Below are 13,088 nucleotides of genomic sequence, written 5' to 3'. Positions count from 1 at the left end.
TGGCCGGATGTGCGTGACGTGGCGCGGTGCGGTTACGCCGCCGGGGCCTGCCCGTGGTGCGGGCGGGCCACGGTGAAGCGGGCCTCGGCCCCGGCTCCGTTGACGGTCACGGCGAGCGTGCCCGTGCCGGGCCGCAGACCGGTGAGCCGGCCCGTCGCCGGGTCGTACGCGGCGATGTGCCACGGCCGGGCCCGGTCCGGGTCGCCGATGTACACGTTCGGCGAGCCCGTCCAGTCGGCGCTCAGCGGGAAGCCGACCGGCACCTCACGTGCGCCGGCGCCCTCGCCCTGGATCACCGTCGCCTCGACGCCGGTGTCGTGCCCGGCCGGCAGCGCCGCCGGGGCGGTGAGCGTCAGTCCGTCGACGTGCGCCCTGGTCTGGACGGAGATCCAGTCGGGGCCGCCGTTCCACGGCTGCCACCGCGCCACGGCCTGCTGGGCCTTCGACACCTGGTCGACGCCGACCAGCGACCAGCCGGTGAAGCCGCCCTCGTCCGCCGGCGTGGCCGGGTTCTTCCCGGAGTTGCCGTTGATCAGGTACGGGACGCCGTCCACGTGCGCGGCGTGGAAGGTGCCGACGTGGCTGCCGATGAGCCCCGCGCCCTTGCCCGTCGTACGGCGGAAGTCGGCGAGCCAGCTCTCCAGCAGCGCGGCCTCCTTGCGGTCGCCGAGCTGGCTGCCCTTCTGCGGCGTGGGGTCGCGCGGCGGCACGTGCTGGATCACCATCACCGAGCCGATCCGGGGATCGCCGGCGGCGAGGTCCAGCTGCCGGCGCAACTCCTTGATCTGGGCGAAGCCGCCGCCCCGCAGCCCCAGGCTGGAGGTGTCGAGGGTGACGAAGCGGGTGCCCTCGTGGTCGAAGGTCCGCTGCGCGGGCCCGAACTCGGCCACGAAGTTGTCGATCTTTCCGCCCATGACCTCGTGGTTGCCCGGCACGTAGTACCAGGGCAGGTCGTCGCCCAGCTCCTCCTCCAGGATGCTGCGGGCGAAGGCGAGGTCCTCGGGCGAGCCCTCGTCGACCAGGTCGCCGTTGATGACCAGGAAGTCCGGCCGGGCGGCCTTGATCTCCCGCAGGGTGCGCCTGGCCTGCGCGACGATCGGGCTGTCGGGGGTGCGGGCCACGAACTGCGCGTCCGACATCACCGCGAACTGCCAGTCCCGGCCCTCGACGCGGGCCGCCGGGTCGATGAGCGGGTCGGGGTGGACCGGTGCGTCGGGCAGCTCGACGGCCGGCGGCACCTTCGCCGTGAGGTCGTCGATGACGATCTTTCCGGTGTACGAGCGGGCGGCACCGGTCTCCGCGATGTAGAAGCGGTAGCCCGTCAGCGGGTACGAGATCCCGGCGGGGACGGCGAACTCGACGTACTTCCAGCCGGTCCACGTGATGTACGGCCCGCGCAGCAGCTGGTCGGAGCCCGCGGAGTCCTTCAGGTGCAGGGTCGGCCAGGCGCCGTTGCCGTCACCCTTGATCCACAGGCCGAACGACTGCGGCTGCCCGTCGACCGGGATCAGCTGCCCCGGCGGGTTGGCGTAGGCGGCGCGGGTGGCGGTGGACTGGGTGAAGTCGTAGCTCAACTCCAGTCCGGTGCCGGTGTGGCCCTCGGCCGTCGGGGCGACCGAGCCGGAGGCGCGGGCGGCGGTGAAGGTCCAGCGGTCGGCGTCGTCGAAGGACGCCTCCTGCTGGTCGGCGAGGCCGACGGTGACGGCGAGGACGGTGGTCCTGCCGCCGGCGGTGGCCGTGACCTGGCCCGCCGCGGGCTGGGCGGTGCGGGCCTTGACGGTGAAGCCGCCCTCGGCGGCGTTCGGCGTGATGTCGAAGAGCGCGCGGTCGTAGTCGAGCTTCACGTCGGAGGGCTCGATGGGCGCGCTGGTGCCGTGCGCGTCGAGGCCGACGATGCCGAAGCGCCCGGTCGCCTGCGCGTCGGCGAGACCGACCCGCCGGGTGGTGGGCTGGATCCGGTCCAGATCGTCCAGGACCGTCAGCGTGATGCTGCCGCGGGCGATTCCGCGCTGTGCGGTGACCTTCGTGCTGCCGCTGTGCCCTGCGGTGAAGACGCCGTCCGAGCCGGCGCGTCCGACCAGGGGGTTCTCCGCGTACCAGCGCGGCGCTCCCTGCGCCGGGCCGTACGTCTCGTCGTACCCGGCCGCGGTGAGACGGCGGGTGAGCCCGGGGAAGACGCGCTCGGTGCGGCCGCCCCTGACCGGGTCGACGGTGGGCGCGGAGCCGGCGTTCACGGCCGTCTCGACCCAGTAGCCCGTGAGCTTGCCGCTGCCGTCGGGGGCGGTGAAGGCGAGGCCGTTGGGGACGGTCCGCTCGGTGCCGTCGGAGGGGCTGTTCTCGACCTGCGTCGCGTCGCTGCCCGGCTCGCGGGCGACGAGCGTCGAGGAGCCGCCGCCGTCCAGGTTGATGGCGTTGTACGCGCCGGCGCGCTGCATCATCAGGGCGAGCTCGGTGAGGGTGGCGCCACCGCTGTCGGCCTGGCGGCCGTCCACGCTGAGGATGTGCATCCGGCTGCCGTCCTGCGAGAAGCCGACGGCGGTGCGCGGGGCCGCGATGTTGTTGCCGCCGCCCTCGTGGTTGACGGGCTTGCCGTCGACGACGAGCAGTTCGTTGGCGCCGATGGCGGTCTGCGGCACCTCTCCGGTGCCGGCGCGCGGGCGGTACTCAAGGGCGACCGGATCGCCGACGGCCAGCTGCGCGAGCGCGTCGGCGCCCGCGTCGCGGCCGACCAGCACGGTCGTACCGGCCGGGACCGGTCCCTTGCCGGGAGCGGCGGCCGCGGTGGCCACCTTCCCGTCCACGACGGTCACTTCGGCGGTGCGCTGGGCGCCGTCGACGGTGAAGGCGCGGTCGGCCTCGCCCCACTGGGTGTTGTACGCGCCGATGCCGTTCGCCGGGACGTTGGCGGCGTTGAGCGCGGCGAGCGGGCGGGGGCCGGCGGGGAGGGTCAGCGTGCCGTCGAAGTAGAGCTGGAGGATGCGGCCGGCGTCGGCCGGACCGAGCCCGATGGCACGGTGGTAGCCGTTGGCGGGCGAGTTGACGAGCTGTCCGTCGTCGATCGCGACACCGCTGGGGGCACCGGTCTGGTTGATGTCGAAGAAGTCACCGTTGATCGCGGCCACGGTGCGGCGCCCCGGCCCGGGATCATGCTCCGCGGCGAGCTGCGAGACGGTCTTGCGGACGGCGACCTTGCCCGGGTAGAGGTAGTCGACCTCGGTGCCGCCTGCGAGGTCGACGGAGAGCGCGTCGACCCGCAGCCATTTGTCGGACTCCAGCCGGTCGTACGAGGTCAGCTCCACACCGGGGGCGAGGGGACGGGTGTTCCGGGCGGTCTCGAGCCCGTCCCCGTCGGCGACGGAGAAGCTCTCGAAGCCGCCTCCGACACCCGCGTCAGCCGCGTTGCTCGCGGCGGGCGGCGAAACGGCCCGCAGCATTTCTGCTGCGGACCGCGGAAGGGGCTCGGGCGGCGGCGCGGTCCCGGCGGCGGCGGGCCCGGCGGCGCCGAGCGCCAGAGCCGAACACGCCGCCACGACAACCGCGGATCTTATGAGGCCAGGTGAAAGCACGGCAACTCCGGTGAAGGCGGACAATGTGCGCCTGTTGCGCACTCATCAGCGATTCAGCATTGCCGCGCATATGGCCCTCTACCAGAGGGCGTTGGCGACGTCAGGGAGAACATCAGGTGGTCTCGACCAGTTTCCCGGCTCGACACGTACACCCCGAACCGGCCGAAGGTGAAGGGCGACTGACCAGGGGGCAGATCCGTGCCGTCAACGGCGGCAATCCTCAGCCCGTCGAAGACGCCTCGGACGGTGATGCAGAAGGCGAGGGAGAAGGTGACGCGGAAGGCGTCGTGTCGACGTGCCCGATAAATCGAACACATGATTGAATCTCGGCCATGCCGTCAGCGTCCTTCCCCCACGACCTCATCCAGCTCCAGCGCGCGTGGAACCGCACCTACGAGGCGCTCGCCACCCCCCGTGCCCGCGATGTGACGGCCCTGCGCCGCCAGTTGCTCCAGCTCTCCACGCGTCTGTTCTGGCACCCGTACTTCGAGGCTCCGCCCAACGGCAGGCCGGCCACCGGAGCGGAGCTGCGCCGCCAGGCGCGGGGGAGCGCCCCTAGCCGCCGACGAACGTGACCGTCTCCACGAGCGGCGCCCTGCCCGTACGGATGTACTCCACCGCGGGGTCCTCGAACCCGATCGACATGCCGCAGAAGAGCATGAGCTCGTCCGGGGGCGAGAGGATCTCCGCGACGGTCCTGCGGTACACCGACCACGCCATCTGCGGGCAGCTGTGCAGCCCTTCGGCGCGCAGCAGCAGCATGACGCTCTGCAGATACATCCCGAGATCGGACCATTGGGGCCGGCCCAGGCCGCGGTCGATGTAGCAGAACAGGGCGGCAGACGCCCCGAAGCACTGCCAGTTCGCCGAAGCGGCCCGCTGGCGCGCCTCCCAGTCCTCGCGTGTGACACCGAGTGCGCTGTAGCGCTCCTTGCCGAAGGCGGACCGGCGCTCGCTGTACGGGGACCTCAGTTCGGGCGGGTACATCTCGTACTCCCGCTCGTCCCAGGGGTCGCCCGCGGCCACGCGCCTGCCTGCGCGCTTCTTGAGCTCGGCCAGCGGCGCACCGGTCACCACGTAGGCGTGCCAGGGCTGGAGGTTCGATCCGGACGGCGCCCAGGCCGCGGCGGACAGCACACGCTCCAGCACCTCCCTCGGAACCGGCCGGTCGACGAACCCGCGCACCGCCCTTCGGCTCGTGACCGCCTCGTAGACGTCCATCGGCGCCGGCCTCCCATCTGTTCACACCCGCCCATCCGGCAGTCGAGGGCCGGAAACGCGACAGAGCGCCGGCACCTCAGGCACGACAGTCGCACCGAGACGCGCGCGTGCGAGGGCTCCCGCGCCGGGACGCCCACCGAATGAGGAGTGATTCCCGGCCGGCGCTGTCACAGATCAGGTGGCCGCCCGGTCCTACTGGGAGGACCACTCCCGATCGGCGCTGTGGTGAAGAAGGTGGATCATGAAGGTTACTCATCGCCGGCGACCGGCCCCGAGCCGGTCGCCCGACGGCCCGGCGCCGGTGGGCTTGCACGCCCTGCCCCGTCCCGTGGCCGTCGTGGTGGGCGCCGGCGGCGTGCTCGGAGCCGCGCATGTCGGTGTCGGCTACGCGCTGGAGCAGCGCCGATTCATCCCGGACATGATCATCGGAACCTCGGTGGGCGCCCTCAACGGGGCGATCGCGGCCGCCCACCCCGACCGGGCGGCGCCGTGGCTGGACCATGTGTGGACCCGGTTGCGCCGCCGTGAGGTGTATCCGCTCGGCTACCTCTCCTCACGGGCCAGCATCTTCACCGATCGCGGGCTGCGCCGGCTGATCGCCCGGGCCGGGCTGCCGTCGCGGATCGAGCAGTTGGCGGTCCCGTTCACCGCGGTGGCCATGGACCTGGTCACCGGCGCTCCTGCGTTGCTCGACCACGGGGACCTGGAGTCCGCGCTGCTGGCCAGCGCGGCCATCCCCGGGATGCTGCCGCCGGTGGAACGCGAGGGCCGGACGCTCGTCGACGGCGGGGTGATCGCCTATGTACCGGTACTGGCGGCCCTGCAGGCCGGGGCGGCCAGCGTGGTGGTGGTGTCGAGCGGGCCGGAGAGCTCCCCGCTGAGCCCGGTCGTCCCGCGCCGGCGTGCCAGGGAGATCGCCTCCAGGGCCGGCCTGCTGCTGTTGCGCCACCAGATCGAGCGCGATCTGCACGAGGTGTCCCGGCACATCCCGACCGTCGTGCTGCCGACCGGAATCGACGCCTGGCCCTCCCCGTGGGACTTCGGCCATTCCCAGCGGCTCATCAGCACCGCCTCCCACACGGCCGGGCGCTTCCTCGACGGACTGCGCATCGACGGGCCGGGCCTGTACCGGACCGACGGTCCTCCGGCGGCGTCCACCGGTCCCGGCGGGGCCTCGGCTTCCGCGCCCTCCTCAGCAACGGGGGTCATCCTGTGAGCACCATCGCGTTCCTCAACATCGCCATGCACGGGCGCGTCAACCCGACGCTGCCGGTCGTGGCCGAGCTCGTCCGGCGCGGCCACTCCGTCACGTACTACACCTCGCCCGCGTTCCGCGAGGAGATCGCGGCCACCGGCGCGACGGTGTGCCTCTACCCCGAGGCCGAGCAGCCGCTTCCCGATCCGCCGACGCCGCTCACGCTCATGGAAGGGCTTGCGCGCGGCGCCGGCTGCCTGCTGCCCGCGGTCCTCACCGACCTGCGCCGAGTCCGGCCCCGCCTGATCGTCCACGACAACGCCTGTCCGTGGGGCGCGGTCGCCGCTCGCGAACTCGGTGTGCCGGCGGCCGCCTCCTTCACCACCTTCGCGTTCAACCGGCATGTGCCGAGCCCCACCCGCGGCTCGTGGGAACTGCTGGCCGCGGCGACGGCTCGGCCCCGCAACCTCCAGGGCTACCTGCGGGCGCGCTGGGGGCTGCACCGCCGGTACGACACGCACGGACTGCCCCTGCTCGACCTGGGGAACATCCGCCAGCCGCTCAACCTGGTCTACACATCGCGGGCGTTCCAGCCCTCCGTCGAGGACTTCGACGAGTCCTACCGGTTCGTCGGCCCCAGCATCGGCGCGCGTCCGGTCGACCCGTCGTTCCCCGCCGACCGGCTGCGGGAGCCCGTGCTGTACGCCTCGCTCGGCACGGTGTTCAGCGCCGTCCCGCGACTGTTGCGCGCCTTCGCCACCGCGCTCGCCCCGCTGGGCGGCACCGTGGTCGTGTCCACCGGGCAGACCGATCCCGCCGCGCTGGGTCCGCTGCCGGCCAACGTGCTCGCCCGTCGCTTCGTACCGCAACCGGAGGTGCTGGCCCGCGCGGCGCTGTTCGTCACCCATGGCGGGATGAACAGCGTCAACGAGGCCATGTACGCCGGGGTTCCGATGCTGGTGGTCCCCCAGGGCGCCGACCAGCCGATGGTGGCCCGCCGCGTCGAGGAGCTCGGCGCCGGCCTGTCGATCCCCACGGGGGACGTCGCCGAGGGCTCCGTGCGTGCCCTCGCCCGGCGCCTGCTCGGCGAGCCCCGGTTCCGGGCGGCCGCGACCGCCTTGCAGACCGCCCAGCGCGAGGCGGGTGGATACCGGCGCGCCGCCGACGAACTCGAGCGGTACCTGGCTGCGGCCGGCCCCGTCGGCAGGCCGGCCCCCGCCGACCCGGCCCCCGTCGAGCCAGCCTCCGGCGAGCCGTCTCCCGTCGACCCCGCGCCCGTCGACCCGTCACAGCGGGGCTGAGTGATGTCGTCCGTCGTCGCCGTCCTGCTGCTGCTCGCCGGGCTCTCCGAGGCCGCCGGGCGCATCCTGCCCCTGGTGGCACGCCGGCCCGGCGTCTCGCGGAGATTCGCGGTCGGACTGCTGCTGACCGGCGGCCTCGTCGAGGGTGCCGTGCTCGCGCTGTGGCCGCTGACCGCATGGACCCTGGCCGAGCTGCTGCTGACCTCCCCGCCGCCGGGCGACGGGTTGGCGTGGACACCGGGCCTGCTCGCCCCGCTGGCGCTCGCCGCCGTCCTCGCGTTCCCCTGGCTCGGGCCGCTGCTGCATCTGCTGCTCTTCGTGGGGGTCGGGGCCGGTCTGGCCGGGCCGCTCGCCGCGGCGGCCGGGCTGGGCTGGTGGGGCGCCGCCGGTTGTGTGGCCGTCGCCGGGACCGGGCTCGGTGTCGCTGTGGAGGGCGTCCGGCGCCTGGTCGGGAGGATCGGTACGCCCGGAGCACCGGAGGTGGCGGCGTGAACGGTTTCCTGTTCTGGGCCGGCGGACTCGGGCTGGCCCTGCTCGCCGAGGCCCTGCTGGCCCGCTACGAGGTGCTGGCCTACGGCGCCGGCTGGCGGTCCCCCACCACCGAGCTCCCGAAGGGCGTGCCCTACGCCCGGGGCGCGGCCCCCGACAGTCCCCCGGACGCGTACCTGGTCTACCTGGACGGCATCGGCAAGCGCCGCGTCCACGACAGCCGCGACGGCGGCGCACTGGTCAAGGCCCTGCTCGCCCGGGCCCCGGAGCTACGCGTGCTGGGCCAGGTGCAGCCGTACTCGCCGCTGGCCGACCCGCTGGCCGATCGGCCGGTGTGGGCCTGGCTGCGCCGCCGCGTCGGACTGGTGCTGTTCCTGCACAACGTCATGCAGATCTTCGTCGCCGCCGACCACCGGTACCGCCCCCTGTACAACCGGGCCGTCGGCTCCCAGATCGCCACCCAGCTCCGGCTCGCCGGCTACCTGCCCGACAGCGGTGTCCCCGTCGTACTGCTCAGCTACAGCGGCGGCGCCCAGGTCGCCACCGGCGCGGTCGACCAACTGCACACCCAGCTGCGCTCGCCGCTCCTGCTGATCACGCTCGGCGGGTTCCACAACGGTGCCAACGACCTCACCCGTGCCGAGCACTTGCACCGGCTCACCAGTGCGAGCGACCGGATCGAACGGCTCGGCACCTGGATCTTCCCCCAGCGCTGGCGGCTGTTCCGCCTCAGCGGATGGAACCGGGCCTGCCGCGCCGGGAAGATCACCGTGCATCGGCTCGACCCGGCCACCCACGTCGGACCGCGCAGCTACATCAGCCCGAAGGCATGGCCGCCCGACGGCCGCAGCCACCTCGACCGCACCGCCGACACCGTGATTGCGCTCATCCGCGCCCGCCACGACGCCACCGCGGCGTCGGACGACATGGTGCCCTGAGCGGCGCGACCGGAGCGCGCTGCGGGACCGGATCGCGCTGCGGGACCGGGCGGTGCCGGACGAGCCCGGCACCGATCAGCTGCCGACTCGTCGTACCGGCCGGCCGAGGGACTCACTGCCGGCGCGGACGCTTCACGCGTGTTCACCAGCTGATGCCGGCCGCCACCGGAAGGTGGTCGCTGCCGGTGGCCGACAGCACCCACGAGCTCGCAGGCCGCACACCGCGGACCAGGATCTGGTCGATCCGCGCCACCGGGAACGTCGCGGGCCAGCTGAAGCCGAAGCCGTCCCCGGCCGCGTCCTGGACCGAGTGCAGCCGCGAGGTGATGCCGTCGAACGCGCGGTCGTCCATGGTGCCGTTCAGGTCGCCGAGCAGCACCACCCGCTCGCTATGCTCGGCGGCGACGGCCTTGCCGAGCGCCTGCGCACCGGCGTCCCGCTGGTCCGTCCAGAAGCCGTTCCTGGGGAACACCCGCACGGACCCCAGGTGGGCCACGTACACCGCCAGCGGCCCCTGGTCCGTGGCCACCGTGGTGCGCAGCGCCCGGGGCGTGGCCGCCCTCTCCTCGGCCGGGAGGGCCTGCGCCAGCGGACCGACCATGCCCAGCATCGCGACGTCGACCGTCCGGGTGTCCGACAGCGGCAGCTTGCTCCACAGCCCGACCGTGCCCTGGACCGTGTGGTACGGGTACGCCTTCGCCAGCTCCTTCTCGTACGTATCCCGGGCCTGCGGGGTGATCTCCTCCAGGGCGAGCACCTCCGCCCCGGAGGCGGCCAGGTCGCGGGCAGTGCCGGCCGGGTCGGGGTTGTCGGCGCTGACGTTGTGGCTGACCAGGGTGAGGTCGCTGTCCGGGTGGGACTTGTCGCCGAGCAGCCCGCCGAAGAGGTTCAGCCACACCATGACCGGCACCAGCACCGCGGCCACAGCGGAGGCGGAGCGGCGCCACAGCGCACCGGCCAGCAGCACCGGGACGAACAGGCCGAACCACGGCAGGAAGGTCTCCGCGAGACTGCCGAGGCCCCCGGTGTCCGGGATCCGGGCGTGCAGCAGCATGAGCAGGCCGAGCAGCAGCGCCGGCGCCGTGAGCACCGGACCGCGCTTCCAGGGCCCCGGCCGGGAGCCGATGCGGATCACCCGGCGGATGCCCGCGCGCCAGGTTCCGGCGCCGGTGTCCCGGCGGTCGGCGTCGCCGTATCCGGTCTCCGCCGCGTCCACCCGCACCATCGTCTGTCCTCGCTCCCCGCCGGTCACCGCTGCGTCCTCGGGCCCTGGGTCGAGTCGGCACACATGCGCGGGCAGCGGCGCTCGGTCGCTTCGGGGCGCCCGATGGAGATCGCATCCTGGTGCTCACTGCGATGAGTGTGCGATGACGGGGCCGAGGACCTCGGTGTCCGGTGGTCGACGGCAAGGTGCCGGCCAATCCGACGAGTCGTCGTTCGTGCCGATGGCGTGGTCCGAGTCATGCGGCCAGTCAAGGCGGCGCGGTGTTGCCTGCACGTATGCGGTTTCCGATACGCCGACAATATGCCCCGACTCGTAGCCTTGACGGCATGCGCGTGTTGATTGTCGAGGACGAGCCCTATATGGCAGAAGCCATTCGCGATGGCCTTCGCCTGGAAGCGATCGCCGCCGACATCGCCGGTGACGGTGACACCGCTCTGGAACTGCTCGGGATCAACACCTACACCATCGCCGTCCTCGACCGCGACATTCCCGGACCCACCGGTGACGAGATCGCCAAACGCATCGTCGCCTCCGGCAGCGGCATGCCGATCCTCATGCTCACCGCGGCCGACCGTCTCGACGACAAGGCCACCGGGTTCGAACTCGGCGCCGACGACTACCTCACCAAACCCTTCGAACTCCGAGAGCTCGTCATGCGGCTCAGGGCACTCGACCGCAGGCGCACCCACAGCCGACCACCCGTGCGAGAGATCGCAGGTCTGCGCCTGGACCCGTTCCGCAGAGAGGTCCACCGCGACGGCCGCTACGTCGCGCTCACCCGGAAACAGTTCGCCGTCCTCGAAGTCCTCGTCGCCGCCGAAGGCGGTGTCATCAGCGCCGAGGAACTTCTGGAACGGGCATGGGACGAGAACGCCGACCCCTTCACCAACGCCGTGCGCATCACCGTCTCGGCGCTGCGCAAACGCCTCGGCGAACCCTGGATCATCGCCACCGTGCCGGGCGTCGGCTACCGCATCGACACGCAACCCGAGGCCGGACACAAGGGAGGCGAGCGTGAATAGGGCATCTGGATTGAGCGTTCGCTTCAAACTCACCCTCAGCTACGCCGGATTCCTCATGCTCGCGGGTGTCCTGCTGCTCGCCGCCGTGTGGTTGTTCCTCCTGCGTTACGTCCCCGAGCGGGCGACGCTCATCAGCCACGATGACAACACCCCGACGAACGGTGTCTTTCCCGTCCGGTCCGGCCTCCTGGACGTTTTCGCTCCGAGGGCTGTGGCGGTACTGGCGTTCCTGCTGGTGTTCGGTCTGCTGGGAGGGTGGCTTCTCGCCGGCCGCATGCTCGCCCCCCTGACTCAGATCACCCACGCCACACGTATGGCCACCAACGGATCGCTCTCCCACCGCATCCGGCTACCGGGCCGCAAGGACGAGTTCCGCGAACTCGCCGACGCCTTCGACACCATGCTCGCAAGGCTCGAAGCACACGTCGCCGAACAGCAGAGATTCGCGGCCAACGCCTCCCACGAGTTGCGCACCCCACTGGCGATCTCGAAGACACTTCTCGACGTGGCCCGCACCGATCCGACCCACGACCCCGGCGAGATCATCGACCGCCTCCACGCCGTCAACACCCGAGCCATCGACCTCACCGAGGCACTGCTCCTGCTCAGCCGCGCCGACCAGCGGTCCTTCACCCAGGAACCTGTCGACCTGTCCCTCCTGGCGGAAGAAGCCGCCGAAACGCTCCTCCCCCTCGCCGAGAAACGCGGCGTCACGATCGAGACCTGCGGTGACATCACCCCCGCCATCGGATCGCGCGCGCTCCTGCTGCAGCTGACCACGAACCTCGTGCACAACGCGATCATCCACAACCTCCCTGAACAGGGCACCGTGTGGGTCACCACCAGCGCCCGTCCCGACAGTGCGGTACTCACCGTCGAGAACACCGGTGAGAAGCTCACCCCCCAGCTGGCCGCGACCCTCACCGAACCGTTCCAGCGCGGCACCGAGCGCACTCACACCGACCACGCAGGCGTCGGCCTCGGTCTGGCCATCGTCAAATCCATCACCCACGCGCACGACGGATCGCTCACCCTCACCCCGCGCCCCGCCGGCGGGATCCGCATCACTGTGGAACTTCCCGCGGCGTCTGCGCGAGAGGCTCACCGGCGTTGCCGGACCACCTGAGGGCTCAGTGGGGGACAGCGGGCCCCGCAAACCGCAAAAAATCGGTCCATCCGGGATGCCCGCCGGCATCACCGTACTGGCATGTCCGTACACAAAAAGCCCCTCCGAACCGCGTTTCCGCAGGTCAGAGGGGCTTTACAAGTGGAGCCTAGGGGAGTCGAACCCCTGACATCTGCCATGCAAAGACAGCGCTCTACCAACTGAGCTAAGGCCCCGGAACGCAGACCAGAGTACCCGGTCACCCCCGGGATCTCGCAAAAGGATTGGGGCTCCCGGTATTCGACCACGCTCCGTAGGATGCTCGTCGGGTTCGCAGCAGCGAAGCCGACGCATGGGGAAGCGATGGGGAGACGCACATGGATGCAGCACAGCAGGACACGACTGCCAGAGCCAGAGAGCTTCAGCGCAGCTGGTACGGGGAGCCACTGGGGGCGCTCTTCCGTCGGCTGATCGACGACCTGGGGCTCAACCAGGCTCGGCTCGCGGCAGTGCTCGGGCTGTCGGCTCCGATGCTCTCCCAGCTGATGAGCGGCCAGCGGGCCAAGATCGGCAACCCGGCCGTGGTCCAGCGTGTGCAGGCACTCCAGGAGCTGGCCGGGCAGGTCGCCGACGGCAGCGTCAGCGCCGCCGAGGCCACGGACCGGATGGACGTGATCAAGAAGTCGCAGGGTGGCTCCGTGCTCACCGGGACCAGCCAGACGACCGCCAGCTCGGGCGCGCCCACGGTGCGCCGGGTGGTTCGCGAGATCCAGTCCTTGCTGCGGTCGGTCTCCGCTGCCGGCGACATCATCGATGCGGCGGACACGCTCGCCCCGAGCCATCCTGAACTGGCAGAGTTCCTCCGGGTGTACGGCGCCGGGCGCACCGCGGAGGCGGTCGCCCACTACGAGTCGCACCAGAACTGAACGCAGCGGCGATGCGGCCGGACGGGGCGGCCGCACGCAAGGACGCACATCGCCGGAACGAGGCACGACGCCGGGACAGGGAACGGGGAGCGAGCGCAGC

11 protein-coding genes and 1 tRNA gene are annotated in these 13,088 nt (G+C 71.9%); 8 read left to right on the top strand and 4 right to left on the bottom strand.

All coding sequences use genetic code 11. From position 1 onward, the window contains the following. Positions 1 to 32: 32 nt before the first annotated feature. Positions 33 to 3,434 (bottom strand): phosphodiester glycosidase family protein, encoded by a 3,402-nt coding sequence (locus tag KK483_RS17940; RefSeq protein ID WP_262006217.1) that lies wholly within the window; start codon positions 3,432 to 3,434, stop codon positions 33 to 35. Between the two features lie 464 nt (positions 3,435 to 3,898). Between KK483_RS17940 and KK483_RS17935 the strand changes: the two genes are divergently transcribed. Beyond that, positions 3,899 to 4,141 carry a hypothetical protein gene (locus tag KK483_RS17935; protein WP_262006216.1) on the top strand — a complete coding sequence of 81 codons (243 nt, stop codon included), beginning with the start codon at positions 3,899 to 3,901 and terminating at the stop codon, positions 4,139 to 4,141. Here KK483_RS17935 and KK483_RS17930 read toward each other — a convergent pair. After that, the gene (locus tag KK483_RS17930; RefSeq protein ID WP_262006215.1) at positions 4,122 to 4,787 is read right to left on the bottom strand and encodes a nitroreductase; all 666 of its coding nucleotides are present in this window, start codon (positions 4,785 to 4,787) and stop codon (positions 4,122 to 4,124) included. The two genes, KK483_RS17935 and KK483_RS17930, sit on opposite strands and share 20 nt — an antisense overlap. A gap of 241 nt (positions 4,788 to 5,028) precedes the next feature. On the opposite strand from KK483_RS17930, the gene KK483_RS17925 reads away from it, so the two are divergent. From KK483_RS17925 to KK483_RS17910, 4 genes are read left to right on the top strand one after another with little or no spacing between them, the layout of a single operon-like run. Then, positions 5,029 to 6,003 carry a patatin-like phospholipase family protein gene (locus KK483_RS17925; protein ID WP_262006214.1) on the top strand — a complete coding sequence of 325 codons (975 nt, stop codon included), beginning with the start codon at positions 5,029 to 5,031 and terminating at the stop codon, positions 6,001 to 6,003. Continuing rightward, a complete protein-coding gene (locus tag KK483_RS17920; RefSeq protein WP_262006213.1) occupies positions 6,000 to 7,283 on the top strand; it encodes a macrolide family glycosyltransferase in 1,284 nt (427 codons plus the stop codon). Before KK483_RS17925 ends, KK483_RS17920 begins: the two co-directional genes overlap by 4 nt. A gap of 3 nt (positions 7,284 to 7,286) precedes the next feature. Beyond that, positions 7,287 to 7,775: a hypothetical protein gene (locus tag KK483_RS17915; RefSeq protein WP_262006212.1), complete on the top strand. Its 489-nt coding sequence runs from the start codon at positions 7,287 to 7,289 to the stop codon at positions 7,773 to 7,775. Then, positions 7,772 to 8,710, top strand: a complete 939-nt coding sequence (locus tag KK483_RS17910) for a hypothetical protein (RefSeq protein ID WP_262006211.1) — start codon at positions 7,772 to 7,774, stop codon at positions 8,708 to 8,710. The genes KK483_RS17915 and KK483_RS17910 overlap by 4 nt, the downstream gene beginning before the upstream one ends. Positions 8,711 to 8,852: 142 nt before the next feature. Here KK483_RS17910 and KK483_RS17905 read toward each other — a convergent pair whose 3' ends face one another. Further along, positions 8,853 to 9,935, bottom strand: a complete 1,083-nt coding sequence (locus KK483_RS17905) for an endonuclease/exonuclease/phosphatase family protein (protein WP_262009579.1) — start codon at positions 9,933 to 9,935, stop codon at positions 8,853 to 8,855. 326 nt (positions 9,936 to 10,261) lie between these two features. Here KK483_RS17905 and KK483_RS17900 point away from each other — a divergent pair, with 326 nt between their 5' ends. Both KK483_RS17900 and KK483_RS17895 read left to right on the top strand, forming a co-directional pair. Next, the gene (locus KK483_RS17900) at positions 10,262 to 10,957 is read left to right on the top strand and encodes a response regulator transcription factor (protein WP_262006210.1); all 696 of its coding nucleotides are present in this window, start codon (positions 10,262 to 10,264) and stop codon (positions 10,955 to 10,957) included. Further along, complete coding sequence (locus KK483_RS17895; RefSeq protein ID WP_262006209.1) at positions 10,950 to 12,083, top strand: HAMP domain-containing sensor histidine kinase; 1,134 nt, start codon at positions 10,950 to 10,952, stop codon at positions 12,081 to 12,083. Before KK483_RS17900 ends, KK483_RS17895 begins: the two co-directional genes overlap by 8 nt. 142 nt (positions 12,084 to 12,225) lie before the next feature. Here the strand turns inward: KK483_RS17895 and KK483_RS17890 are convergent. Continuing rightward, positions 12,226 to 12,298: transfer RNA gene (locus KK483_RS17890), tRNA-Ala, on the bottom strand. Positions 12,299 to 12,439: 141 nt separating this feature from the next. Here KK483_RS17890 and KK483_RS17885 point away from each other — a divergent pair. Beyond that, positions 12,440 to 12,988: a DNA-binding protein gene (locus KK483_RS17885; protein ID WP_262006208.1), complete on the top strand. Its 549-nt coding sequence runs from the start codon at positions 12,440 to 12,442 to the stop codon at positions 12,986 to 12,988. The last annotated feature ends 100 nt before the right edge of the window (positions 12,989 to 13,088 follow it).

The sequence above is a fragment of the Streptomyces sp. FIT100 genome (genome assembly GCF_024584805.1).
Classification (GTDB): Bacteria; Actinomycetota; Actinomycetes; order Streptomycetales; family Streptomycetaceae; genus Streptomyces.
Note: the sequence above shows the minus strand (reverse complement) of the source record. Positions and strands in the feature narration are given on the sequence as shown.